This window comes from Streptomyces sp. SID14436 (genome assembly GCF_010548465.1).
Lineage (GTDB): Bacteria > Actinomycetota > Actinomycetes > Streptomycetales > Streptomycetaceae > Streptomyces.
Genome location: NZ_JAAGMD010000673.1, coordinates 1 through 22,964 on the forward strand (window position 1 = coordinate 1; position 22,964 = coordinate 22,964).

Below are 22,964 nucleotides of genomic sequence, written 5' to 3' on the forward strand. Positions count from 1 at the left end.
CCGCGCGGGCCGCGCGTACGGTCCCGACCTCCCGTCAGGGGCCGTACGCGAGCTCGTGTGCCGTTCCGGTGGAACGGGCGGGGGGTGGGGGTGGGGATCCGGGCGGTGCCGGTGCCTTGGCGCGACGAAACAGGTGTCGGCACCGGCACCGCCCGGAGGCCGGGAGGGCGCGGCGTCAGGCCGCCGTGCCGGACAGCCGCTCGACCGCGCGCAGCAGGGCGGAGTGGTCCAGGCCGCCGTCGCCCTGCGCCCGCAGGCTCGCCACCAGCTGGGCGACGACCGCGCCGACGGGCAGCGCGGCACCGACGGTGCGGGCGGCGTCGGTGACGATGCCCATGTCCTTGTGGTGCAGGTCGATGCGGAAGCCCGGCGCGAAGTCGCGGGCCAGGAAGTTGTCCTTCTTGCGGGTCAGGACGGTGGAGCCGGCCAGCCCGCCGTTGAGCACGTCCAGCGCGGCCTTCAGGTCCACGCCGGACCTCTCCAGGAAGACCACGGCCTCGGCGCACGCCTGGATGTTGACGGCGACGATGAGCTGGTTGGCGGCCTTCACGGTCTGGCCGGAGCCGTGCGGGCCGCACAGCACGACGGTCCTGCCGAGCGTGTCGAAGAGCGGCCGGGCCTCGTCGAAGTCGGCCTGTTCACCGCCGACCATGATGGACAGCACCGCCTCGATCGCCCCGGCCTCCCCGCCGGACACCGGGGCGTCGAGCACCCGGATGCCCTTCTCCCGCCCGGCGGCGGCCAGGTCGACCGAGGTCTGCGGGGTGATCGAGGACATGTCGATCAGCAGCGTGCCGGGGCGCGCGTTCTCCAGGATGCCGTCGGGGCCGTACGCGACGGCCTCGACCTGCGGGGAGGCGGGCACCATGGTGACGACGACGTCCGCCTCGCGGACCGCCTCGGCGACCGAGCCGGCCGCGGTGCCGCCGGCGGCGGTCAGACGGTCGAGTTTCGCCTGCTCCAGGGTGTATCCGGTGACCTGGTAGCCCGCCTTGACCAGGTTCTCGGACATGGGGGAGCCCATGATGCCGAGTCCGATCCAGGCGACCTTGGGAAGCGTGCTCATAGGGGTGCCTCTCTCAGTGCGTGGGCTCTCGTCCGGCCGCGGGCGACGCCGCCGGTGCCCGGGGGTGTTCAGCGGGCGGCGCGCGCCTCGGGCGGGAGCCAGTCGAAGGACCGGTCGCTCGTGGGGCCGCCGGGCTTGTACTCCAGGCCGACCAGGCCCGTGTAGCCCGCCCTCGTCAGCCGTCCGAGCAGGTCGGCCAGCGGCAGCGAACCGGTGCCGGGGGCGCCGCGTCCGGGGCTGTCGGCGATCTGTACGTGTCCGGTCAGGGCGGTGTACCGGTCGATCACCGCCGGGAGGTCCTCGCCGTTCATCGCCAGGTGGTACAGGTCCATCAGGAACCGGGCGTTGTCCAGCCCGGTCGCGGCGTTGACCTTCTCGACCACCTCGACGGCGGCGGGCGCGGAGACCAGCGGGTACCGCGGCGACTCCGGCGCGTTGAGCGCCTCGATCAGCAGGACCGCGCCGATCCGGTCGGCGGCCCGGGCCGCGAGGGCGAGGTTGTCCAGCGCGAGCGCGTCCTGCCCGGCCGGGTCCACGCCGTCGGCGCGGTTGCCGTACAGCGCGTTCAGGGCCGTGCAGCCGAGGGAGCCGGCGAAGCCGGCGGCCACGTCGACGTTGGCGCGGAACCGCTCGGACTCCTCACCGGGCACCGACAGGGCGCCGCGGTCGGGGCCGGGCAGTCGGCCGGCGTAGAAGTTCAGGCCGGTGAGGCGGACACCGGCGTCCTCGATCGCCGTGCGCAGCGCGTCGAGCTCGGACCGCTCCGGGGTGGGGGTGCCGGTCCAGGGCCACCACATTTCCACCGCGGTGAACCCGGCCCGGGCTGCCGCCGCGGGGCGCTCCAGGAGCGGGAGTTCGGTGAACAGCATCGACAGGTTGACGCTGAAGCGCTGGTCGGCGGCTGTGCTCCGGTCGAAACCCGGCATCGGGGCCGCTCCCTTCCGTGAATTCCACTATGCGGAAGTTGTTTTCTGCACATTGGAAGATTGCCGTCGGTGGTCCGTGGTTGTCAAGAGGGGGCGGCGGGGTGCGGGGCATTCCCCGCCGCCCTGGGGGCCCCGGATCCCCGGTGCGGGTTAGGTTGAGCGCGTGCGATTGAGAGTGGAGTTCACGACCGAGCCCTTCGACCTCGACGAGGCCCCGCGGCACGCCGTGGTGGCCCGGGAGACCGTCGAGGCGGCGCAGCTGGACGCGGTCGACGTCGGGCCGTTCGGCAACACCGTGGAGGGCGGTGCCGACGACGTGCTCGGCGCCGTCGACGCCCTGCTGCGCCGCACCCTCGCCGCGGGCGCCACCCGGGTCTCGCTCCAGGTCAACGTGATCGGGGAGGACGAGGCGTGAGCGGCGCGGGGGAGGAGCCGTTCATCGCGGCCGTCAAGCCGCTGGTCGACGCCATCGGCGGGGAGCTGCTGCCGCCGGACGAGGCCGGACCGGACGACGTCGTGCTGGCCTGGCAGGGCGCCGACGCCGTCGCCGTGCGCCTGCCCCAGCTCGCCGACTCCCTCGACCACATCCTGGCCGCCCTCGAACGCCGCCGGGGCCGGCCGCTCGCGGAACTGGACCGCAAGGCCAAGCAGGAGATCGTGCGCGGGCTGGAGGCGCGCGGCGCCTTCGCGGTGCGGCACGGCGTGGAGACGGTGGCGAGCGCGCTCGGCGTCAGCCGCTTCACCGTCTACAACTACCTGAACCGCGAGAAGGGCTCCTGAGGCGCGGAAGCCTTCCGGAACCCTCTCCGGACCGTCCGACCAGCGCGTTCGCGGTGTGACCGCGGCCCGGCGGCCGGCCGTCCGCCCCGCGAATTTTCAACAAACTGTTGACGTGCCGTGTGTGGCGGCGTTCACTGTCGGCACGCCGGCCCGGCATCCACCGGTCCGGCGCCCCGCCCGTTCCGCACGATGCCCGCGTTCGGCACCACGGCCGTGCGCGGCCCCCGAGAGGCTCCCGTGACGTCCACCGACACGCCGCAGGGTCTGGCCCGGTTCAACACCCTCGACGAGAGCGCGGCCCGCGCCGCACTCCTGGAGGCGTGCGCCTCCACGGCATGGGCCGGGCAGCTGCTCGCCGCCCGCCCCTACGCCACCGCCGAGGACCTGTACGCCGCCTCCGACGCCGCCATGGCCGACCTGACGGCGGCGGACCTCGCCGAGGCGATGGCCGCACACCCCCCGATAGGCCGCCCCGAGCCGGGCGATCCGGCTTCCACCCGCGAACAGGCGGGCATGTCCGCCGCCTCCGCCGCGCTCAAGGCGGAGATGCTGGAGCTGAACCTGGCCTACCAGGAGAGGTTCGGGCATGTGTTCCTCATCTGCGCCACCGGCCTGACCGGCGAGCAGATGCGGGACGCGGTCCGGGAACGGATCGGCAACCCGCCCGAGAAGGAGCGGGAGACCGTCCGCGCCGAACTGGCGAAGATCAACCGCATCCGACTGGCCCGACTCGTCGCGGAGGACTGACACAGCCATGAGCACCACCACCACCGCTTCCGTGTCCACGCACATCCTGGACACCAGCGCCGGCCGCCCCGCCGCGGGCGTCGCCGTCCACCTCGCCGCCCGAGCCGGGCGGGAGGCGCGGTGGCAGGAGCTCGGCGGCTCCGCCACCGACGCGGACGGCCGGTGCAAGGACCTCCCGGCCCTGCCGGAGGGAACCACCCACGTACGGCTCGGCTTCGCCGTCGAACCGTACTTCGAACAGCACGCGAAGAAGCAAGCCGTCGCGCAGCAGGACGCCCCCGCGCACCGGGACAGCGGACCGGCCGTGTTCTTCCCGGAGGTGGCGATCACGTTCGCCGTCGTGCCGGGCGAGCACTACCACGTTCCGCTGCTGCTCAGCCCGTTCGGCTACTCCGTTTACCGAGGGAGCTAGCAGACCATGGCCGCCACTTCCCGACCCGCCCGCCCCGCCGTCCTGGGACAGAACCAGTACGGCAAGGCGGAGAACCGCGTCGTCCGGATCACCCGGGACGGCAGCACCCACCACATCAAGGACCTCAACGTGTCCGTCGCCCTCTCCGGCGACATGGACGACGTCCACTACTCCGGCTCCAACGCCCACGTCCTGCCGACCGACACCACCAAGAACACCGTCTTCGCCTTCGCCAAGGAACACGGCATCGAGTCGGCCGAGCAGTTCGCCGTCCACCTCGCCCGCCACTTCGTCACCTCGCAGGAGCCCATCCACCGGGCCCGCATCCGCGTCGAGGAGTACGCCTGGGAGCGGATCGCCGCCCCCGGCACCGACCGCGGCGAGCACTCCTTCGTCCGCAAGGGCCAGGAGACCCGCCTCACCCAGGTCACCTACGACGGCGAGCGCTGGGAGGTCGTCTCGGGCCTGACGGACCTGACGGTGCTGAACTCCACCGACTCGGAGTTCTGGGGCTACGTCAAGGACCGCTACACCACGCTGAAGGAGACCCGCGACCGCATCCTCGCCACCTCCGTCTCCGCCCGCTGGCGGTTCAACTGGACCGACGACGCCCGGCCGATGCCCGACTGGGAGGAGTCCTACGCCGAGACCCGGCGGCACCTGCTGGAGGCGTTCGCCGAGACCTACTCGCTCTCCCTGCAGCAGACGCTCTACGAGATGGGCGCCCGCATCGTGGAACAGCGCGACGAGATCGACGAGATCCGCTTCTCCCTGCCCAACAGCCACCACTTCCTGGTGGACCTGGAGCCCTTCGGGCTGAAGAACGACACCGCCGACTCGGCCGTGTACTTCGCCTCCGACCGCCCCTACGGCCTGATCGAGGCCACCGTGCTGCGCGAGGGCTGCGAGGCGCTCATACCGGTCGACCTCACCAACCTCTGACCGCACCGCATTTCGGCACCCGCGGCCGGGGAACCCGGCGCACCACCGCGCCTCCCCGGCCACGGCACTCAAACCACCCCAGGGTCCTGCCGTGCCCGCCCTCCGTACGTGAAAAGGACGCACCATGGCAGCAGTCCAGCGCATCGTCATCGAGAACGCGGCGATCGCGACCGTCGACGGCCAGGACACCGAACACGCCTCCGGCCACCTCGTCCTCGCCGGCCACCGCATCGAGTCGGTCGGCGCGGGACCGGCCCCCGAGGGCCTGGAGAACGTCGTCCGCCGGATCGACGCCACCGGCCACCTGGCGACCCCCGGCCTGGTCAACACCCACCACCACTTCTACCAGTGGATCACCCGGGGCCTGGCCACCGACCACAACCTCTTCGACTGGCTGGTCGCCCTCTACCCGACCTGGGCGCGCATCGACGAGCCGATGGTGCGCGCGGCGGCCCGCGGCTCGCTCGCGATGATGGCCCGCGGCGGCGTGACCACCGCCATGGACCACCACTACGTCTTCCCGCGCGGCACCGGCGACCTGTCCGGCGCCATCATCGGCGCCGCCCGGGAGACGGGCGTCCGCTTCACGCTGGCGCGCGGCTCCATGGACCGCAGCGAGAAGGACGGCGGGCTCCCCCCGGACTTCGCGGTCGAGACCCTCGACGGCGCGCTCGCCGCCACCGAGGAGACGGTCCGCCGCCACCACGACCCCTCCTCCGACGCGATGACCCAGGTCGCCGTCGCGCCCTGCTCGCCGTTCTCCGTCTCCACCGAACTGCTGCGGCAGGGAGCGGAGCTGGCCCGCCGGCTCGGCGTGCGCCTGCACACCCACGGCTCGGAGACCGTGGAGGAGGAGAAGTTCTGCCACGAGCTGTTCGGGATGGGCCCGACGGACTACTTCGAGTCCACCGGCTGGCTCGGCGAGGACGTGTGGATGGCGCACTGCGTCCACATGAACGACTCCGACATCGCCGCCTTCGCCCGCACCGGGACCGGCGTCGCCCACTGCCCCTCCTCCAACGCCCGTCTCGCGGCCGGCATCGCCCGCGTCCCCGACCTGCTCGCGGCCGGCGTGCCGGTGGGCCTCGGCGTGGACGGCACCGCCTCCAACGAGTCCGGCGAACTGCACACCGAACTGCGCAACGCCCTGCTCGTCAACCGCCTCGGCGCCCACCGCGAGGCCGCCCTGACCGCCCGTCAGGCCCTGCGGCTGGGCACCCACGGCGGGGCCCGGGTCCTCGGCCGGGCGGACGACATCGGCTCCCTGGAGCCCGGCAAGCTGGCCGACCTGGTGCTGTGGCGGATGGACACCCTCGCCCACGCCTCCATCGCCGACCCGGTCGCCGCCCTGGTCCTCGGCGCGGCGGCCCCGGTCACCGCGTCCTTCGTGCACGGCCGTCAGATCGTCGAGGACGGGCGGCTGCTCACCGTCGACGAGGACGCGATCGCCCGCGACACCCGGGCCGAGGCGCAGCGTCTGGCCCGGATCGCCGCCGGGGACTGAGCCACGGGCGAACACCCCGGATGTCTCCGGCCGGGAGGGACGGCTCCCGGCCGGAGACCGCGGACCCGCGGGTCCGCGGCGGCCGTCTCCGGGGCGCGCGCAGACGCGCGGACCCCGGAGACGGCCCCCACCACCTCCCACCACCTCCCACTGCTTCCTCCGTCCCCCCCCGGTTCCTCCCCGCCGGCCCGCCCGCTCGGCCGCGACCCGAGCGGGAGGTGCCCCCTGCCCGCACGCAGCGACCGCACGCCCCGCACCACCTCCTTGACACCCGCGGCAGCACCCACCGCTGCCGTGTAACCGACCGGAGGAGAACCGCAGTGGCCGACCACCCCGTCGACGAGAAGCTGCCCGCGCTGAAGATGGCGACGACCGGCCTGCAGCACGTGGCCGCCATGTACGCGGGCGTCGTCGCCCCGCCCCTGATCGTCGGCGCGGCCATCGGCCTGACCGGCGCCGACCTCACCTTCCTCACCGGGGCCTGCCTGTTCACGGCGGGCCTCGCCACCCTCCTGCAGACCCTCGGCATCTGGCGGATCGGCGCCCGGCTGCCCTTCGTCAACGGCGTGACCTTCGCCGGCGTCGCCCCGATGACCGCGATCGTCGCCGCCACCGACGACAAGGACGACGCCCTGCCGGTCATCTTCGGAGCCGTGATCGTCGCCGGACTCCTCGGCTTCCTCGCGGCGCCCTTCTTCAGCAAGGCCGTCCGCTTCTTCCCGCCCGTCGTCACCGGCACCGTCATCACCCTGATAGGCGTCTCCCTGCTGCCCGTCGCGTTCGGCTGGGCGCAGGGAGCCGACCCGTCGGCCGGCGACTTCGGCTCGGCCACCAACCTGGCGCTCGCCGCCGGCACCCTCGTCATCGTGCTGCTGCTGCGCCGCTTCACCCGCGGCTTCGTCAAGCAGATCGCCATCCTGCTCGGCATGGTGGCCGGCACGCTGCTCGCGATCCCGTTCGGCGTCACCGACTTCTCCCCGGTCGCCCAGGCCGACGTCGTCGGCTTCCCGGCACCGTTCCACTTCGGCGCACCGCAGTTCCAGCTCGCCGCGATCCTCTCGCTGTGCGTGGTGATGGTGGTCTCGATGACCGAGTCGACCGCCGACATGCTGGCCCTGGGCGAGATCGTCGAACGCCCGGCGGACGAGCGGACCATCGCGGCCGGGCTGCGCGCCGACACGCTGGGCTCCGCCCTCAGCCCGCTGTTCAACGGCTTCATGTGCAGCGCCTTCGCCCAGAACATCGGCCTGGTCGCGATGACGCGGATCCGCAGCCGGTACGTCGTCGCGGTCGGCGGCGGGTTCCTCGTCCTGATGGGTCTCTGCCCGGTGGCCGCCTCGCTGATCGCCGTCGTACCCCGCCCGGTGCTCGGCGGCGCGGGCGTGGTGCTGTTCGGCTCGGTCGCGGCCAGCGGCATCCAGACCCTGGTCAGGGCGGGGCTCGACAAGGACAACAACGTGCTGATCGTGGCCGTCTCCCTGGCCGTCGGCATCATCCCGATCAGCGCGCCGGAGTTCTACCACTCCTTCCCCGAGACCGCCCGGATCGTCCTCGACTCCGGCATCTCCACGGGCTGTGTGGTGGCGGTCCTGCTGAACGTCGTCTTCAACCACCTCGGCACCGGCGGCGGCCGGGCCGCGGAGGTCACCCACCCGATGGAGCCGGGCGAGGAGATCACGACGACCGGCGCCCCGGCCACGCCCTGACGGGCCGGCGCGGCGGCCGGGGGCACGCCCCGGCCGCCGCGCCCGGCGGTGTCAGGCCCCGCGGGCCGCCGCCACTTCCTCGCGCAGCCGGGGCAGCATGTCGTGGTACACGCCCGGACAGAGGGTCGTGCCGTAGTCCTTGTGGCCGTAGATCTGCGCGGACGGGATGCCGTACTGCGCGCAGGTGTACGCGCACAGCGCCACCAGCACGTCCCACTGGGCGTCCGGCGGCACGGCGCCCGCGTGGTAGGAACCCTCGTTCGCGATGCCGACGGCCTGGTCGTTCTGCCCGGACGTGTGGGCGCCGAGCACGAAGGTGCGGCCGCCGCGCAGTGCCTGGAGGCTGCCGTGCCGTCCCTCGGTGATCCAGCCTCCCCGGCTCACCAGGAAGTGGTAGCCGGTGTCCGCCCAGGCGTTCTTGTCCAGGTGCAGGTCCTGGACCCAGTGGGCGTGCGCGTGCGCCTGACCCCGGGAGTGGTCCGTGGAGTTGGTGCTCGCCGTGTGGTGGACGACGATCCGGCTCGGCCGGTACTGCAGGACGCTGATGGTGCCCTTCGGGGCGCGCGCGTTCCAGGCGGCGGTGGAGTCGATGTCCGGCTCGACGGCCGCGGCGCCACGGGCCCGGGCGGTGCCCGGCAGGGCGGCCACGGCGGCCAGTCCGGCCGCGCCGGCGAGCAGGAGCCGGCGCCGGGGAGAGGACGGCCGGGAAGAGGGCTGGGGATGCACGATCACTCCTCGTTCGAGGGGGGAGAGGGTGGGGGGAAGACGGCGGAGCCGGGGCGCAGGGCCGCCGGCTCCACCGCGTGATCGCGTACGTGACGGGACTACGGCGTCACGTGTTGTTGGCGAGGGCCAGGAGCCGGTCGCGGGAGCCGTTGAACTTGTTGCGGTCCACGTTTCCGGACACGCCGCTCACCGATCCGGTGCTGGTGTACTGCCAGACCGTCCAGGTGGGGAACCCGCTGGGGATGGTCGGGGACGACGCGGAGGTCCAGTGCGCCACCCACAGCGGGCTCTTGGCGGACATGCCCGTCCAGTTGCCGGTGCAGGTGTTCCACCAGCCCGCGGTCGTGTAGATCACCACGTCGCGGCCGGTCCGCGACTTGTAGGCGGTGTAGAAGTCGTTGATCCAGGTGCGCATCTGGGTGGTCGACAGGCCGTAGCACATCGCCCCGTACGGGTTGTGCTCGATGTCCAGCACACCCGGCAGGGTGAGGTTGTCCCGGGACCAGCCGCCGCCGTTGTTGACGAAGTAGTTCGCCTGGGTGGCGCCGTTGGAGAGGTTCGGGCGCGCGAAGTGGTAGGCGCCGCGGATCACGCCCGCGCGGTGGGCCGCCGGGTAGTTGGTGTTGAAGCTGGAGTCCTTGTAGCCGGTGCCTTCGGTCGCCTTCATCCAGGCGAACTGGATCCCGGCGTTGCGCACCGAGGTCCAGTTGATGGCGCCCTGCCAGTGCGAGACGTCGATGCCCTGCACGCCGTCGGTCGGCGCCAGGACGCCCATCGACGGCTCGCCGGCCGGGATGCCCTCGTGGATGCGGGTGCCGACACCCATGTACGCCTCGCCGGGTTCGACGGTCACCCGGTCACGGTCGGGCTGCGGTGCGGCGCTCGCGCCGCCGATGGCGGTGGCCGTCAGGGCGAGGGCGGCGCCGACGACGCCGAGGGCGGTGACGGTCCGTCTGGTGGGGCCGGTCGTGGAGCGGGGGACAGAGAACATGGGGGGCTGCCTCCTGACACATGTGGGGATGAGCGAAGGAGGTGACGTCGGCCGCTGCCACCTGGGCAGATACGTCCGTTTGACGTGCGCGCGTCATTAGTTACGCACGTAGATTCCGGGCCTGTAAAGAGTTGTCGTTCCTCTCTGGTGGTCTGGTCCACTGTAGGAGCGGATGGCCTGGAAACTCGGGAACCGGGCGGCGGAAACTTTCAGCGGGTGAAAGCTGAGCCCCGCTCGCCTCTCCCGTACTACAGCCCGAACAGCCCCGGATCGGTGGCCAGTTGACGGAAGACCGCCGCCGGGTCCGGCACCAGCCTGCGCCGTTCGAGGTCCAGCACCCCGCCGACCCCGGTCAGCTCCGCCGCCACCGTCCCGTCGGCCTTCGTCAGCTTCTGCTCGATGGTGAACGTCCTGCCGCCGCCCCAGCCGAAGGCGCAGCTCACGTCGACCTCGTCCCCGGCGAGCAGCTCGCGGCGGTACCGGATCGTGGTCTCCAGGGCGACCGGCCCCACACCCTGCGCGATCAGCCCGGACTGGCTGATCCCGGCCGCCTGGAGCAGCGACCAGCGCGCGTGCTCGGCGTAGTTCAGATACACGGCCTGGTTCAGGTGGCCCTGCGTGTCCGTCTCGTACCCGCGCACGGTCACCCGGACGGAGAACGGCTCCCTCGGCTCGCTCACTGCGTGGTCCCCTTCATGACGCTGCGGACGGTGGCCCGACCCGCCGATCCTGACACGCCCGTCACACCCGGCGCGGGGAGGCCAGCACGTAACGCGTCCGCGTCCTCGGCTCCGTGTACTCCCCGGCCTGCCAGCCCGCCCCCTCCAGGGCGGCCGCGCAGGCCCGCAGCTCCGCGTCGTCCGGCGCGTACACGGCGACCGCCTCCGGCTGCGGTGTCTCCCGCACCCGGTAGCCGCCCCCGCCGTCCGGGCCGGCCGGGCGGTGCCCGGCGGCCTCCAGGGCCAGCGCGGCGGCCTGCACCAGATGCCCACGCTCCCAGCCGCACGGCCGGTCCGTCGCACCGTCGGGGTTGGTCATCCGGCGCAGCTCCAGCAGGCCCTGCCAGGCACCCCGCACCTCCCGGAGCCGGGCCGGCCCGGCAGCGGGTGACGGGTCCTCACCGCCCACGCGCGCGGCGAACACCCCGGAGGCGGACGCGGCGGGCGCCGCCGCCCGGGTCTCCGGCACGTCCGGCTCGGGCTCTGCCTCCCGCACCCGGTGCCCGGCGGGCGTCAGGAAGTGGTCGTGCGGAGGCCGCGGGTGCCGGAAGGCCAGCCCCCGCTTCATCAGCGCCGCGAGCTGCGCGTCCGTCCCCGTCAGCCGCCCCGTCACGGGATCGGCGGCCTCGATGAGACGACGCTGGGCGGCGGTGGGCGGACGGGTCATCGGTCTCCGCGGGCGTAGGGCAGGAAGGCGGCCCACTGGGTGGGGGAGAAGGTGAGGTGCGGGCCGGGTATGTGCTTCGAGTCGCGGACGTGGACGGTGGTGGGGGTGGTGGCGATCTCGACGCACTCCGGGCCGTCGTTCGTGCTGTAGCTGCTCTTGAACCACTCCAGCGCGGAACCGTCCGCGGACGGGCGGTGGGTCATGGTGTCTCTCCCAGCACTTTCTCGATGAAGGCCAGCGACTCACGGGGCGTGAGCGCCTGGGCCCGGATGATGCCATAGCGGATTTCGAGGGTCTGGATCTCCTTGGGGTCCGGGATCAGCCGGTTGAGCAGCTGGACTTCGACGTGCCCCACCGTGATCCCCTCCTTCAGTCGCAACAGCTGGAACGCTCCCGCGAGCCCCGCATGGTCGTCGCGGTCCGTGGGCAGCACCTGGATTTCCACGTTGCGCCGACGGCCGACCTCCAACAAGTGTTCCAACTGCTGCCGCATCACCATTCTGCCTCCGAGCGGGCGGCGCAGCGTCACCTCTTCCTGGACGAAGCCGAAGACCGGAGCGGGCCGGCGCGTGAGGATGTCCTGACGCGCCAGACGGGCCTCCACCAGCTCATCGACCTCTTCCTCGGCGTACGGAGGCCGACGCATGCCGTAGAGGGCGCGGGTGTACTCCGGCGTCTGGAGCAGGCCGTGCACGACGTGATTCGCGTAGGCGCAGACCTCCACCGCCTCCGCCTCCAGCTTGGCCAGGTCCCGGACCTTCTTAGGGAACCTGGCCTTCGCCACGTCCGCCTTGAGGCCCGAGATCAGGCCCGCCGCCCCCAGGGCCCGGTCCGCCGCCTCCAGGAACGACTCCACCGGGGCACGCCGCCCCCGTTCCACGGAGGACACCTGCTCCTCGCTGTACCCGATCTGCGCACCGAGGCCGGCCTGCGTCAGGCCCTCCCGCTCCCGGCACATCTTGATGATCCGCCCGACCGTCCGCAGGACGGCCGCCGACTCCTCGTCCGCGCCGTACGGTTCCACGCTCATGTCCCCACACCTCCGTCTGCCGCCCCGTGTCCAACCAGCCGCCGGTGCCGCACGTCACGCGGGGCGGCCCGGACAGGCCCGGACAGGCTCGTGGGGCGTCCGGACGAAGCCTGGGGCGCGGGTGCGGCTACTGTCGGTAGCCGCTGAGGAACCGCCCGATCCGGCCGATCGCCGCTTCCAGGTCGTCGGCGTGGGGGAGGGTGAGGATGCGGAAGTGGTCGGGGGAGGGCCAGTTGAAGCCGGTGCCCTGGACCACCTGGATCTTCTCCCGCAGGAGCAGGTCCAGGTCGAACTTCTCGTCGTCGTGGATCCGGTGCACCTCGGGGTCCAGGCGGGGGAAGGCGTACAGCGCGCCCTTGGGCTTCACGCAGCTCACGCCGGGGATCTCGTTGAGCTTCTCCCAGGCCACGTCCCGCTGTTCGCGCAGCCTGCCGCCGGGTGCGGTGAGGTCGCGGATGGACTGCCGGCCGCCGAGCGCGGCCTGGATCGCGTACTGCGCGGGGGCGTTGGCGCACAGGCGCATGGAGGCCAGCATGGTGAGGCCCTCCAGGTAGTCCTTGGCGTGCTGCTTGGGGCCGGTGACCACCAGCCAGCCGCTGCGGAAGCCCGCCACGCGGTAGGTCTTGGACAGTCCGCAGAAGGTGAGGACCACCAGGTCGGGGGCGAGGGCGGCGGCCGAGTGGTGCACGGCGTCGTCGTAGAGGATCTGGTCGTAGATCTCGTCGGCGAACACCATCAGCCCGTGCCGGCGGGCCAGGTCGAGGATGCCCTCGACGACCTCCTTCGGATAGACGGCGCCGGTCGGGTTGTTGGGGTTGATGATGACGACGGCCCGAGTACGGTCGGTGATCTTCGCGGCCATGTCGTCGAGGTCCGGGTACCAGTCGGCCTGCTCGTCGCACAGGTAGTGCACGGCCTTGCCGCCCGCGAGGTTGGTGACGGCGGTCCACAGGGGGAAGTCCGGCGCGGGGACGAGGACTTCGTCGCCGTCCTCCAGCAGGGCCTGCACCGCCATGGAGACCAGCTCGGAGACGCCGTTGCCCAGGAAGACGTCGTCGACGTCGACCTCCAGGCCGAGGGTCTGGTAACGCTGGGCGACCGCGCGGCGGGCGGAGAGGATGCCGCGGGAGTCGGTGTAGCCGTGGGCCTGCGGGAGCATCCGGATCATGTCCTGGAGGATCTCCTCCGGCGCCTCGAAGCCGAACAGGGCCGGGTTGCCGGTGTTGAGGCGCAGCACGCTGTGGCCCGCCTCCTCCAGCGCGTTGGCGTGCTCGATGACCGGCCCGCGGATCTCGTAACAGACCTCGCTGAGCTTGCTGGACTGCCGGAACTCCATGCGCCCCTCCGGTTTCTCGTGTTACTTGGTTTTACCAAGTGGACGCTTGGAAAGTCCAACAACATGTCTAGACTGCGTCGCATGCCACCTCGCCGAAGCTACGACCAGTACTGTTCCGTCGCGCGCGCCCTCGACACCGTCGGCGACCGCTGGACCCTGCTGATCGTCCGGGAGCTGCTCGCCGGTCCGCGGCGCTACACCGACCTGCACGCCGACCTGCCCGGGGTCAGCACGGACGTCCTGGCCTCGCGGCTGAAGGACATGGAGCGCGACGGCCTCGCGACCCGCCGCCGGCTGCCGCCGCCCGGTGCCGCCTACGTCTACGAACTCACCGGCCGCGGAAGCGCGTTGCTGCCCGTCCTGCAGGCCCTCGGCACCTGGGGCGAGGCCGGGCTGGGGGAGCGGGGGCCCACCGACGCGGTGCGCGCGCACTGGTTCGCGCTGCCCCTGCTGCGGGCCCTCGAGGGGGAGACGGGCCTGGTCGAAGTCCGGCTGGACGAAGGGGTGTTCCACCTGAGGGCGGGAGCCGGCGACGGTCCCGTCTACGGCGACGGCCCGGCCGGCCAGGAGCCCGACGCGGTCCTGTCGCTGGACACCGACACCTGCACGGCCGTCGGCCGGGGGGAACTCCCCCTCGCCGAGGGGGTCCGCGCCGGACGGGTCGCGGTCGACGGCGACGGCCCGCTCGCCAAACGCCTGCGGGAGGCGTGACGGACGGGGCCGGAGTCCCGGACGGTCCCCGAGGGTCCGTCAGGGCTCCGGAGGGTCGTTCCCCCTCCGGAGGGACGGCCCCGTTCCTGTCCCCCGTGCGAGCTACCGCGAGGTGTCCACCGTGAGGTGACGATCGCCGAACGCCGTTTCCGTAGCGTCCTGTTGCAGCCCGCGACACACCGGTCGCGGCCCGGCAGAGGGGTGCTCATGCGGTTCGTCCGGCAGTTCCTGACCATCGTGGTGGTGTACGCACTGAGCGGCGCCGCCGTCAACGCGGTGCGCGACAACGAGTGGCTCACGCTCGTCCTCGGTCTCGCGTCCGCCGCCCTGATCGTCCTCGTCTACGCGTGGGTGGTGCGGCGGACCGAGCACCGGCCCGCCACGGACGTGGCCCGCAAGGGCGCCGCGTCCCGGACCGCCTGGGGCATCCTGATCGGCGGCGGGATGTTCACGGCCGTCATCGTGAACCTCTACACCTCCGGGCACTACGACATCGACGGCCTCGGCTCGGTGACCGGCGCGGTGGGGCTCCTCGGCTTCATGGCCGCCGCCGCGGCGACCGAGGAAGTGGTCTACCGGGGCGTGCTGTTCCGGATCGTCGAGGAACACATCGGCACCTACGCGGCCATGGGCCTGACCGGTGTCGTGTTCGGCCTCTCGCACCTGTTCAACGAGAACGCCACCCTCTGGGGCGCCCTGGCCATCGCGATCGAGGCCGGATTCATGCTCGCCGCCGTGTACGCCGCCACCCGCAGCCTATGGCTCGCGATCGGCGTGCACTTCGGCTGGAACTTCGCCGCGGCCGGCGTCTTCAGCACCGAGGTCTCCGGCAACGGCGCCAGCGAGGGCCTCCTGGACGCCACGACGTCGGGGCCGGAACTGCTCACCGGCGGCGCGTTCGGGCCCGAGGGCAGCGTGTACTCGGTGGGCTTCGGAGTCATGCTGACCCTGGTCTTCCTCTGGCTGGCGCACCGGCGCGGGAACGTCGTCCCCTTCGGTGCCCGCCGGGCGGCCCGCCGCGACTCCGCGACTACACTGCCCCAGTGATCGACCGTCGACGTGTCCCGGAGCTGTGGCGCCGTCTGGACGTCACCGCCCGGGACCTCCCCTTCGGGATCCTCATCCTCGTGGCCTCGGCCCTGCCCGGCTTCCAGGGCAACGGCACCGAGTTCGGCGGTGTGCCGACCCGCCCCGCCGACGCGCTCGCCGTCGTCGCGGCCGTGCTGCAGAGCCTTCCGCTCGCCACGCGCCGGCGGTGGCCCCTCGTCTGCCTCGCCCTGGTGTCCTGCGGCTTCGCCCTCGACCAACTGCGCGGCTACCACCTCTTCGCCAGTATCGCCCTGCCGGTCGCGCTGGTCAGCGCCGGCTCGTACGTGGAGCGGTTCCGCCGCACCGCCATGGTGGCCGCCTCCGTGGCGTACGTGGCGCTGGCGTTCGTGATCGACCGGAGCGGGCCCGGCGAACCCGTGGCGGAGTACGTGACGTTCTACCTGGCGCTGGCCCTCGCCTGGGGCATCGGCGCGTGGATGCGCTCCGCCCGCGCCGCCGAGGCCGAGCGGCGCCGCCGGGTCGCCGAGGACGCCCGCACCGCGGAGCGCACCCGGATCGCCCGCGAACTCCACGACGTGGTGACCCATCACGTGACCGCGATGGTCGTGCAGACCGAGGCGGCCCGGTACCTGACCGCCTCGCCCGACCGCCTCGACCAGGCCCTCACCACCGTCAGCGACACGGGCCGACGGGCCCTCACCGACCTGCGGCACCTGCTCGACCTGCTCAACCCCGAGTACGGCACCGGCAGCCGGGACGACCGGACGCCCCCCGTCGGCCGGGTGCTCACGCTCGTCGAGCAGACCCGGCGGGCCGGACAGCGCGTCGAACTGACGGAGGAGGGCACGCCACCGGATTCGACCGGCAGCGCCGACCTCGTCGCCTACCGTGTCGTGCAGGAGGCCCTGACGAACGCGCTCAAGTACGACCACGGCGGCCGGACCTCGGTCCTGGTGCGCCACGGAGGGAGGGAGATCACGGTGGAGGTCGGCACGGACGGCACCGGTTCCCGGGCGGCGTCCCCCGGCGGCAGCGGACGGGGCCTGGCGGGCCTGCGCGAACGGGTCGGCGTCCTGGGCGGCGACTTCGAGGCCGGCCGTCGCGACGACGGCGGCTTCCTCGTCCGGGCGCGGATACCCGTGGGAACCCCGGCGTGACCGCGCCGGTCCGGGTCCTGGTCTGCGACGACCAGGCCCTCATCCGCACCGGCCTGTCGACCATCATCGACGCGCAGCCCGACATGGCCGTGGCCGGGGAGTGCGGTGACGGGCGCACCGCGGTCGAGCTGGCCGGGCGGCTCCGCCCGGACGTCGTCGTCATGGACGTGCGCATGCCGGTCCTGGACGGCATCGAGGCCACCCGGCTGCTGGCCGGCGCCGGGGTCGAACACCCCGTGAAGGTGCTCGTGGTCACCACCTTCAACCTCGACGAGTACGTCTACGAGGCACTGCGGGCCGGGGCCAGCGGCTTCCTCCTCAAGGACGCCCCACCGGACCGCCTCCTGCACGGCATCCGCACCGTGGCCACGGGCGCCGCCCTGCTGGACCCGGAGGTGACGCGCCGCCTCGTCGGCCACTACGCCGCCCGCATCCGGCCCGCCGGGGGCAGCGCCCAGGACACCCCGCTCACCCCCCGCGAACTGGAGGTCCTCCGCCTGATCGCGGACGGCCGCTCCAACAGCGAGATCGCCGCGGCCCTCGTCATCAGCCAGGAGACCGTCAAGACCTTCGTCTCCCGCATCCTCACCAAGCTGGGCCTCCGCGACCGCGTCCAGGCGGTGGTGTACGCGTACCGGCACGGGCTGGTGAGCTAGCGCCCGCGGCCGTGACCGTCTCGCGACACGCGGGAGGCCCGCACAAGGCGGGCCTCCCTGGGGTGAGTTGCGGGTGTCAGGCGCCCGGCGGCACCCGGGACGGGCGGCCCGGGCCGCGGGTCAGGCGGTAGCCGGCGACGCCCGCGAGGGCGGCCAGGGCGCCGCCTGCCGCGGTCCACACCCAGCGGTCGGACCACCAGCCGGAGGCCCAGCCGTCCTCCGGCTCCAGGGCCGCCAGGACGGCGGACGACGCGTCGTCCTCCTCCGCCTCGGCGCGGGCGGCGACGCCCGGTACCAGCGGCTCGGACAGCGAGCCGTCGACCGCCGCCGCGCCGCCCATGTCCTTGGACTCGACGCGCAGTTCGGCGTTCACCGCCTGGCCGAGATCGGCCGCCGAGATGCGCAGCGCCGTCAGCCGGACGTAGTACGTGCCCGGCAGCGGGTCGTTGGCCCACGGCTCCGACCAGGCGCGGACCGTGCGCAGCACGCAGGTCAGCTCCACCGAGGGGGCGTCGGCGGCCGCCGTGCGGGTCTGCGCCCCGTACTGGCAGGCCTGGCGGCGGCGCAGACCGTCGTACACGTCGACCTGCCAGGTCTCGGCGGCGTGCGTCTCGGGCAGCTTCACCGTCGCCTTCACGGTGGGGCGCTGCCCCGCGTCCGCCGGGAACGACCAGTACAGGTAGTCACCCGTCGAGGCGCGCGCGGTGGCGGTCTGACCCTGCTCGACCTCCGTCGCGGTACGGAACGACGTGCCCGCGCGGGTGGGGCCCGCGCCGTCCCCGGACGCCTCCGGCGAGGGCGAGGAGTCGGCCGCGGCGGGGGCCACCGCCAGCCCGAGCGCCAGCAGTGCGGTGCTCAGCACACGTAGGGCGCGCATCAGTGGGTCCTCCAGACAGCGAACCGCCAGCGGGACAGCCAGCCCCAGAGCAGACCGGCGAGGAAGCCGGTGACGGCCAGGGCGCCGAGCAGCCACCAGCCGCGGCCCAGGCCGAAGGAGGCGACGTCGGACGCCGCGCCGGGGCCGTCGACGACGTCGACGGTCAGCTCCAGCGGCAGACCGGGCGTGGTCTTCACCCCGGCACCGGGGGAGAAGGAGGTGGTCACCGCCAGGCACACGGCCTCGGCGGCCGGTTCGTCGCCGTCGTCGTCCCGCTCGGGCTCGGGGTGGCGCAGCCCGGTGGACAGCACGTCGGTGCGGCCGTTGCCCGTCGCCTCACCGCGCACGATCTCCCGGCCGTGCACCGTGACCGCGCGCATCAGCACGCCGTAGTCGGGGCGCACCGCGCGGTCCGCCGCCACGCTCACCGAGGCGCGCAGTTCCTGGCCGGGCAGCACGTCCACGCGGTACCAGCGCTGCCGGCCGAACTCCGCGCGGTCGGTGTACAGGCCGGACTTCAGGGTGGGGGCCTGCGCACAGCGGTCGCCGCCCTCGGTGGCCACCGGCGTCACCACCGGCTCGGCCGCCCGGTCCACCAACTCGTTGACCCGGTCGGTCAGTTCGTCCTGGTGCTCGACGGAGGTGTACGTCCCGCCGGTCGCCTCCGCGATGCAGCTGAGCTGGCGGCTCAGCTTCGCGTTCGGCACCAGGCCCAGCGTGTCGATGGTCAGCCCGATGCCCTTCGCGGCGATCTCCCGGGCCACCTCGCACGGGTCGAGCGGGGCGCAGGTGTCCTCGCCGTCGCTGATCAGGACGATCCGCTTGGAGCCGTTGCCGCCGTCGAGGTCGTCGGCGGCCTGCAGCAGGGCCGGCCCGATCGGCGTCCAGCCGGTCGGGGTGAGCGTGGCCACCGCCGTCTTGGCCTCGGTGCGGTCCAGCGGGCCGACCGGGTAGAGCTGCGCGGTGTCCTTGCAGCCCTCCTTGCGGTCGTCGCCCGCGTAGTCCGCGCCGAGCGTGCGGATGCCGAGCTCGACCTCCTCTGGCGTCGCGTCCAGCACCTCGTTGAAGGCCTGCTTCGCCGCCGCCATCCGGGACTGCCCGTCGATGTCCTTGGCGCGCATCGAGCCGCTCACGTCGAGGAGCAGGTTGACCTTGGGCGCGTCCCCGCCCGCCGGTTCACCGGCGGCCGCCCCGGCCGGGAACACCAGCCCGGCCGCCAGGGCGGCGAGCAGCGCGCAGGCGCCTGCCACCGGCCGTTTTCTTGTGATCATCGGGGGATCCTATGGACGACGGCTGCCGCCCTCCAAAACGAGCCGTCAGAACCGTGCGACTTCCAGCGGATTGGGCAGTTCCGTCCACCGGTCCCCGGCCCCGCCCGGCGACAGCCGCATCAGCGTCAGCGCCTTCGCGGGCACCGGCCCGCCGCACAGGCCGGCCAGCTCCCCGGTGCGCGGAAGCTCCCGCACCGCCGGCTCCAGGGCGGCCCGCAGGCCCGGGCCGGACCCCACCGTCCCCGCCAGCGCACCGGCCACCAGCGAGCCGAACAGCTTGCGCCGCAGCGCCCGTTCGTCGTCGGTGACGACCCGCGCCGGCAGGTCCGGAACCCGGATACCGTGCCGGGCCAGCCGCGCGGGGGAGACCCGGATGTCCGCCAGATCGCGGTAGACCAGCCGCCGCGGCTCCCCGGACGGCGACAGCACCACCAGCAGGTTCTGGCCGTGCGCCTCCAGCGCCACCCCCAGCTCCAGCAGCCGCAGCCCCACCGCCAGCGCCAGCCGCGCCAGCCGGGCCGGCCAGCCCGGCACACCGGGCAGCCCCGTCGTCGCCAGCGCCGCCACCGGCACCACCCGCTCCCCGGCGCCCGCGTACTCCTGCGGCGACTCGCGCAGCACGGCCGCCAGGTCCGGGGACCCCGCGGCCACCGCGCCCAAAGTGCGGGTGACGTGCAGCAGCCCGTCCGTGCGCGCCGCCACCGTCTCCCCCAGCTCCGACAGGGTCCGCGACGCGGCGACCGAACCCAGCGAGATGTCCCGCACCGACGACGTGAGCCGCGCGGTCAGCGACGTCTTCACATGCGGCCCGCCGGGCAGCGCCAGGGTGCGCAGCGCCATCAGCGGATGCGCCGCCAGCCGCTGTCCGCCCGCCCGCTTCAGCACGTGCGCCTCCTGCCAGGGATGCACCGGGAGCAGCACCCGCCCCCCGTCGCGCAGCCACCCGGGCCAGTCCCCGGCCAGCAGGCACTCCCCGACGGGCACGGGCAGCAGGCCCAGGCCCACGACCGGCCGGTGCTCGGGCCCGTAGGCGAGCTGCTCGGCCACGGACAGTCCCGGCCGGGACCGGCAGGAGGGGTGGAAGGGATGCCCGTCCACCACCCGCTGCTCCCACTCCCAGTCCCGTACCGGCCACTCCTTCGGGTGAACGGGCCGCCCCGCGACGTCCGGGTTCGCCGCCCGCGACAGCGCCAGCGACGCGACACTGTGCCCGAGCTCCCCGGCGAAGGCGGCCGACCGGGGCACGGCCAGCTCCGCCACCAGCCGCGCCGGATCGGCATGCTCCCGCCCGTCCAGCCCGACGGCCGTGACACCGTCGCCCGTCGCATACGGATCGGCCACCGGGCCGCGCAGGCACCGGCCGTCCGCCAGCCGCAGCACGACCCCCTCCGGGCCCGCCTCGCGGCCGGCCACCCACGGCAGCGGATCATGGACCAGACCGCGCCACAGCCGGGTCAGCACGGCCGCGCGGGCACCCGGGAGGGCGTCCGCGTAGCGCGCCGAGAGCCCCGGCCGCACCGCGGCCAGTTCCTCGCCGATTTCGGCCTCCGCGGAGGGGGAACGGTGCACGGGCGGCTCCTCGGGGTACGACCGGAACGGCACGAACGGGCGGACAACGGCAGACATACTGATCGTCACCGCCCGGACAGACCGTAGGGAAACAGTGGAACGCGTGGACCTCCTTCCCCTGCCCGCAGACGACGACGCGGCACACCGCCGAGCCCTCGCCCGGCGCGCCGACGCGTACGCGGCCGTCCCGCTGCTGAACTGCCTGCTGCGCGAGGTGGCCCGGCCGGTCGCGGACACCGGCCGGCACCGCATCTACCGGCTGCCCGGTCTGGGGCGTCTGCTGCGCGTGCGCGGCACCCGGCGGCCCACCGACCCCGAGGTGCGCACCGCGGGCCGCTGGCAGCGCATCGGCCACGCCGAACTGGTCAAGCTCACCGCCGAGGAACTGCGCCGCCACACCGGCGTCCCCAACCACGAACTGCCCGGCGAGATGACCGACAGCCGGGACGTCGTGGCCGCCCTCCTCGCCGCCCGCGCCCGCGCCGCCCCGCCCGACGACCCCTACCTGCGCTCCGAGCAGGCCCTCGTCACCGGCCACACCCACCACCCCGCGCCCAAGGCCCGCGGCGGCGGCCCCGCCGCGGCCTGGCTGCCCTACGCGCCCGAGGCCCACGCCCGCTTCCCGCTGACGCTGCTCGGCCTGCGCGAGGACACCGTCGTCGACGACGGCGACACCTCCGCCCTCGACCTCCTCGGCACCCCGCCCCCCGGCTACCGCCTGCTGCCCGCCCACCCCTGGCAGCTCGACCTGGCCGCCCGGCGGCTCGCCCCCGCGTTCGCCGACGGCCGGCTGCTCCGGCTCGGCACCACCGCCTTCGACACCTGGCCGACGGCCGCCGTCCGCACCCTGTACGCACCCGGGCACGACCTGTTCCTGAAGTTCAGCCTGGACGTGCGCATCACCAACGACATCCGCCGGCTGTGGCGCCACGACCTGCGCCGGAGGGAGCGGACCGACACCGCCGCCCGCACCGCCCTCGCCGCCTTCGACGGACCGGCGGCCTGGCTCGGCGACCGCGGGCACCGCACCGCCGCCTTCGCCGACGAGGAACTCGCCGTCGTGGTGCGCGACGGGCTGCGCGGCCACCTGCTGCCCGGCACCACCCCCTACCTCGCCGCCGCCCTCGCCGAGGGCTTCGACGGCAACCCGCTCGCCGCCGCGCCCGACCCCGCCGCCTGGTGGGAGGCATACCTGTCCCGGGTGGTCCCCCCGGCGCTCGCCGCCTACGCCCGGCACGGCGTCGTCCTGGAGGCGCACCTGCAGAACACCCTGGTCGCCATGGACACCGACGGCCGTCCGGCGCAGGCCCTGTTCCGGGACGCGGAGGGCGTCAAACAGCTGGCCGGCCCGGGTGCCGCCGAGGAGGAGGACGCACCGCCCGCGGTGTCCCGGGAGGCCGGCTGGGAACGGCTGGTGTACTGCCTCGTCGTCAACCACCTCCTGGAGATCGCCGCCGCCCTCGCCGACCACCACCCCGGCCTCGACCCCTGGCCCGCCCTGCGCCGCGAACTCGCCCGCCCCGGCCTCCCGGAAGCCACGGCCCTGCTCACCGCACCCACCCTGCCCGGCAAGACCAACCTTCTCCTGCGCTGGACCGGGGCCGACGGCGCCGCCGCCCGCTACCGCCCGCTGCCGAACCCGATGGCCGAGACACCGGGGGGCGACCGCTCCGCCTGAGCCGGGCGCGTTGTCCGGCTCAGCTGCGGCGAGCGGGTCGAGGGCGGTGGCCCGTTATCGCCAGCTGCCCCATCCGATGGCCGCGGCACCGCGGGGCGACCGCTCTGCCTGAGTCGGGCGCCCTGTCCGGCTCAGCCTGCGGAGGGCTGGTGGAGGGCGGGTGGCCCGCTGCCGGACTCGTTGGCCGCGGCACCGCCGGGTGATCGCTCTGTCCGAGCCGGGCGTCGCGTCCGGCTGACCTGGCGGCGAGCGGGTCGAGTGTCGCGACCCGCTGCCGCTCGCTGCCGACCCCGATGGCCGCAGCACCGCGGGGCGACCGCTCCGCCTGACCCAGGCGCGTTGTCCGGCTCAGCCTGCGGAGGGCTGGTGGAGGGCGGGTGGCCCGCTGCCGGACTCGTTGGCCGCGGCACCGCCGGGTGATCGCTCTGTCCGAGCCGGGCGTC

Annotated in this window: 24 protein-coding genes; 12 read left to right on the forward strand and 12 right to left on the reverse strand. The window is 73.7% G+C overall.

Features of this window, described 5'->3' with window-relative positions; translation table 11 throughout:
- Window positions 1-175: 175 nt before the first annotated feature.
- Together G3I53_RS24005 and G3I53_RS24010 are read right to left on the reverse strand one after the other, a co-directional pair.
- On the reverse strand, window positions 176-1,066 hold the full coding sequence (locus G3I53_RS24005; RefSeq protein WP_164334860.1) for a 2-hydroxy-3-oxopropionate reductase: 891 nt from the start codon (window positions 1,064-1,066) through the stop codon (window positions 176-178).
- A 68-nt stretch (window positions 1,067-1,134) separates the two neighbouring features.
- On the reverse strand, window positions 1,135-1,992 hold the full coding sequence (locus G3I53_RS24010; RefSeq protein ID WP_164334862.1) for a TIM barrel protein: 858 nt from the start codon (window positions 1,990-1,992) through the stop codon (window positions 1,135-1,137).
- A gap of 163 nt (window positions 1,993-2,155) precedes the next feature.
- On the opposite strand from G3I53_RS24010, the gene G3I53_RS24015 reads away from it, so the two are divergent.
- From G3I53_RS24015 to G3I53_RS24045, 7 genes are all read left to right on the forward strand, one after another.
- Window positions 2,156-2,407 carry a hypothetical protein gene (locus G3I53_RS24015; protein WP_164334863.1) on the forward strand — a complete coding sequence of 84 codons (252 nt, stop codon included), beginning with the start codon at window positions 2,156-2,158 and terminating at the stop codon, window positions 2,405-2,407.
- Window positions 2,404-2,772, forward strand: a complete 369-nt coding sequence (locus G3I53_RS24020; protein ID WP_164334865.1) for a helix-turn-helix domain-containing protein — start codon at window positions 2,404-2,406, stop codon at window positions 2,770-2,772. The genes G3I53_RS24015 and G3I53_RS24020 overlap by 4 nt, the downstream gene beginning before the upstream one ends.
- Window positions 2,773-3,009: 237 nt before the next feature.
- On the forward strand, window positions 3,010-3,519 hold the full coding sequence (uraD, locus tag G3I53_RS24025; protein WP_164334868.1) for a 2-oxo-4-hydroxy-4-carboxy-5-ureidoimidazoline decarboxylase: 510 nt from the start codon (window positions 3,010-3,012) through the stop codon (window positions 3,517-3,519).
- A 7-nt stretch (window positions 3,520-3,526) separates the two neighbouring features.
- Window positions 3,527-3,931: a hydroxyisourate hydrolase gene (gene uraH, locus G3I53_RS24030; protein ID WP_164334870.1), complete on the forward strand. Its 405-nt coding sequence runs from the start codon at window positions 3,527-3,529 to the stop codon at window positions 3,929-3,931.
- Between the two features lie 6 nt (window positions 3,932-3,937).
- On the forward strand, window positions 3,938-4,873 hold the full coding sequence (pucL, locus tag G3I53_RS24035; RefSeq protein ID WP_164334872.1) for a factor-independent urate hydroxylase: 936 nt from the start codon (window positions 3,938-3,940) through the stop codon (window positions 4,871-4,873).
- Between the two features lie 124 nt (window positions 4,874-4,997).
- A complete protein-coding gene (locus G3I53_RS24040) occupies window positions 4,998-6,377 on the forward strand; it encodes an 8-oxoguanine deaminase (RefSeq protein WP_164334874.1) in 1,380 nt (459 codons plus the stop codon).
- A 320-nt stretch (window positions 6,378-6,697) separates the two neighbouring features.
- Window positions 6,698-8,083 (forward strand): nucleobase:cation symporter-2 family protein, encoded by a 1,386-nt coding sequence (locus G3I53_RS24045; protein WP_164334876.1) that lies wholly within the window; start codon window positions 6,698-6,700, stop codon window positions 8,081-8,083.
- Window positions 8,084-8,134: 51 nt separating this feature from the next.
- Here the strand turns inward: G3I53_RS24045 and G3I53_RS24050 are convergent, their stop codons facing one another.
- From G3I53_RS24050 to G3I53_RS24080, 7 genes are all read right to left on the reverse strand, one after another.
- The gene (locus G3I53_RS24050; protein WP_164438757.1) at window positions 8,135-8,809 is read right to left on the reverse strand and encodes a peptidoglycan recognition family protein; all 675 of its coding nucleotides are present in this window, start codon (window positions 8,807-8,809) and stop codon (window positions 8,135-8,137) included.
- Window positions 8,810-8,915: 106 nt separating this feature from the next.
- Entirely contained in the window at window positions 8,916-9,800 is an 885-nt protein-coding gene (locus G3I53_RS24055) for a lysozyme (RefSeq protein WP_164334127.1), read from the reverse strand.
- A gap of 248 nt (window positions 9,801-10,048) precedes the next feature.
- On the reverse strand, window positions 10,049-10,480 hold the full coding sequence (locus G3I53_RS24060; RefSeq protein ID WP_164334128.1) for an acyl-CoA thioesterase: 432 nt from the start codon (window positions 10,478-10,480) through the stop codon (window positions 10,049-10,051).
- A 61-nt stretch (window positions 10,481-10,541) separates the two neighbouring features.
- Window positions 10,542-11,186, reverse strand: coding sequence for a hypothetical protein (locus tag G3I53_RS24065; protein ID WP_164438758.1), 645 nt, complete (start codon window positions 11,184-11,186; stop codon window positions 10,542-10,544).
- Entirely contained in the window at window positions 11,183-11,389 is a 207-nt protein-coding gene (locus tag G3I53_RS24070) for a DUF397 domain-containing protein (RefSeq protein WP_164337668.1), read from the reverse strand. Before G3I53_RS24070 ends, G3I53_RS24065 begins: the two co-directional genes overlap by 4 nt.
- Window positions 11,386-12,216, reverse strand: coding sequence for a helix-turn-helix transcriptional regulator (locus G3I53_RS24075; protein WP_164337667.1), 831 nt, complete (start codon window positions 12,214-12,216; stop codon window positions 11,386-11,388). The genes G3I53_RS24070 and G3I53_RS24075 overlap by 4 nt, the downstream gene beginning before the upstream one ends.
- Before the next feature lie 127 nt (window positions 12,217-12,343).
- A complete protein-coding gene (locus tag G3I53_RS24080) occupies window positions 12,344-13,552 on the reverse strand; it encodes a pyridoxal phosphate-dependent aminotransferase (protein ID WP_164337666.1) in 1,209 nt (402 codons plus the stop codon).
- An 81-nt stretch (window positions 13,553-13,633) separates the two neighbouring features.
- On the opposite strand from G3I53_RS24080, the gene G3I53_RS24085 reads away from it, so the two are divergent.
- From G3I53_RS24085 to G3I53_RS24100, 4 genes are all read left to right on the forward strand, one after another.
- Entirely contained in the window at window positions 13,634-14,263 is a 630-nt protein-coding gene (locus G3I53_RS24085; RefSeq protein ID WP_164337665.1) for a winged helix-turn-helix transcriptional regulator, read from the forward strand.
- Between the two features lie 207 nt (window positions 14,264-14,470).
- A complete protein-coding gene (locus G3I53_RS24090; protein WP_164337664.1) occupies window positions 14,471-15,310 on the forward strand; it encodes a type II CAAX endopeptidase family protein in 840 nt (279 codons plus the stop codon).
- Window positions 15,307-16,470: a histidine kinase gene (locus G3I53_RS24095; protein ID WP_164337663.1), complete on the forward strand. Its 1,164-nt coding sequence runs from the start codon at window positions 15,307-15,309 to the stop codon at window positions 16,468-16,470. The genes G3I53_RS24090 and G3I53_RS24095 overlap by 4 nt, the downstream gene beginning before the upstream one ends.
- The gene (locus G3I53_RS24100) at window positions 16,467-17,126 is read left to right on the forward strand and encodes a response regulator transcription factor (RefSeq protein WP_164337662.1); all 660 of its coding nucleotides are present in this window, start codon (window positions 16,467-16,469) and stop codon (window positions 17,124-17,126) included. Before G3I53_RS24095 ends, G3I53_RS24100 begins: the two co-directional genes overlap by 4 nt.
- Window positions 17,127-17,202: 76 nt before the next feature.
- On the opposite strand, the gene G3I53_RS24105 is transcribed toward G3I53_RS24100, so the two are convergent.
- The 3 genes from G3I53_RS24105 to G3I53_RS24115 are packed head-to-tail and all read right to left on the reverse strand — an operon-like array spanning window position 17,203 to window position 20,843.
- Window positions 17,203-18,003, reverse strand: coding sequence for a hypothetical protein (locus G3I53_RS24105; RefSeq protein ID WP_164438759.1), 801 nt, complete (start codon window positions 18,001-18,003; stop codon window positions 17,203-17,205).
- Entirely contained in the window at window positions 18,003-19,274 is a 1,272-nt protein-coding gene (locus G3I53_RS24110; protein ID WP_164338903.1) for a VWA domain-containing protein, read from the reverse strand. The genes G3I53_RS24105 and G3I53_RS24110 overlap by 1 nt, the downstream gene beginning before the upstream one ends.
- A gap of 45 nt (window positions 19,275-19,319) precedes the next feature.
- A complete protein-coding gene (locus tag G3I53_RS24115) occupies window positions 19,320-20,843 on the reverse strand; it encodes an IucA/IucC family siderophore biosynthesis protein (RefSeq protein ID WP_164438760.1) in 1,524 nt (507 codons plus the stop codon).
- 94 nt (window positions 20,844-20,937) lie between these two features.
- Between G3I53_RS24115 and G3I53_RS24120 the strand changes: the two genes are divergently transcribed.
- The gene (locus tag G3I53_RS24120; protein WP_164438761.1) at window positions 20,938-22,521 is read left to right on the forward strand and encodes an IucA/IucC family protein; all 1,584 of its coding nucleotides are present in this window, start codon (window positions 20,938-20,940) and stop codon (window positions 22,519-22,521) included.
- Window positions 22,522-22,964 lie beyond the last annotated feature (443 nt).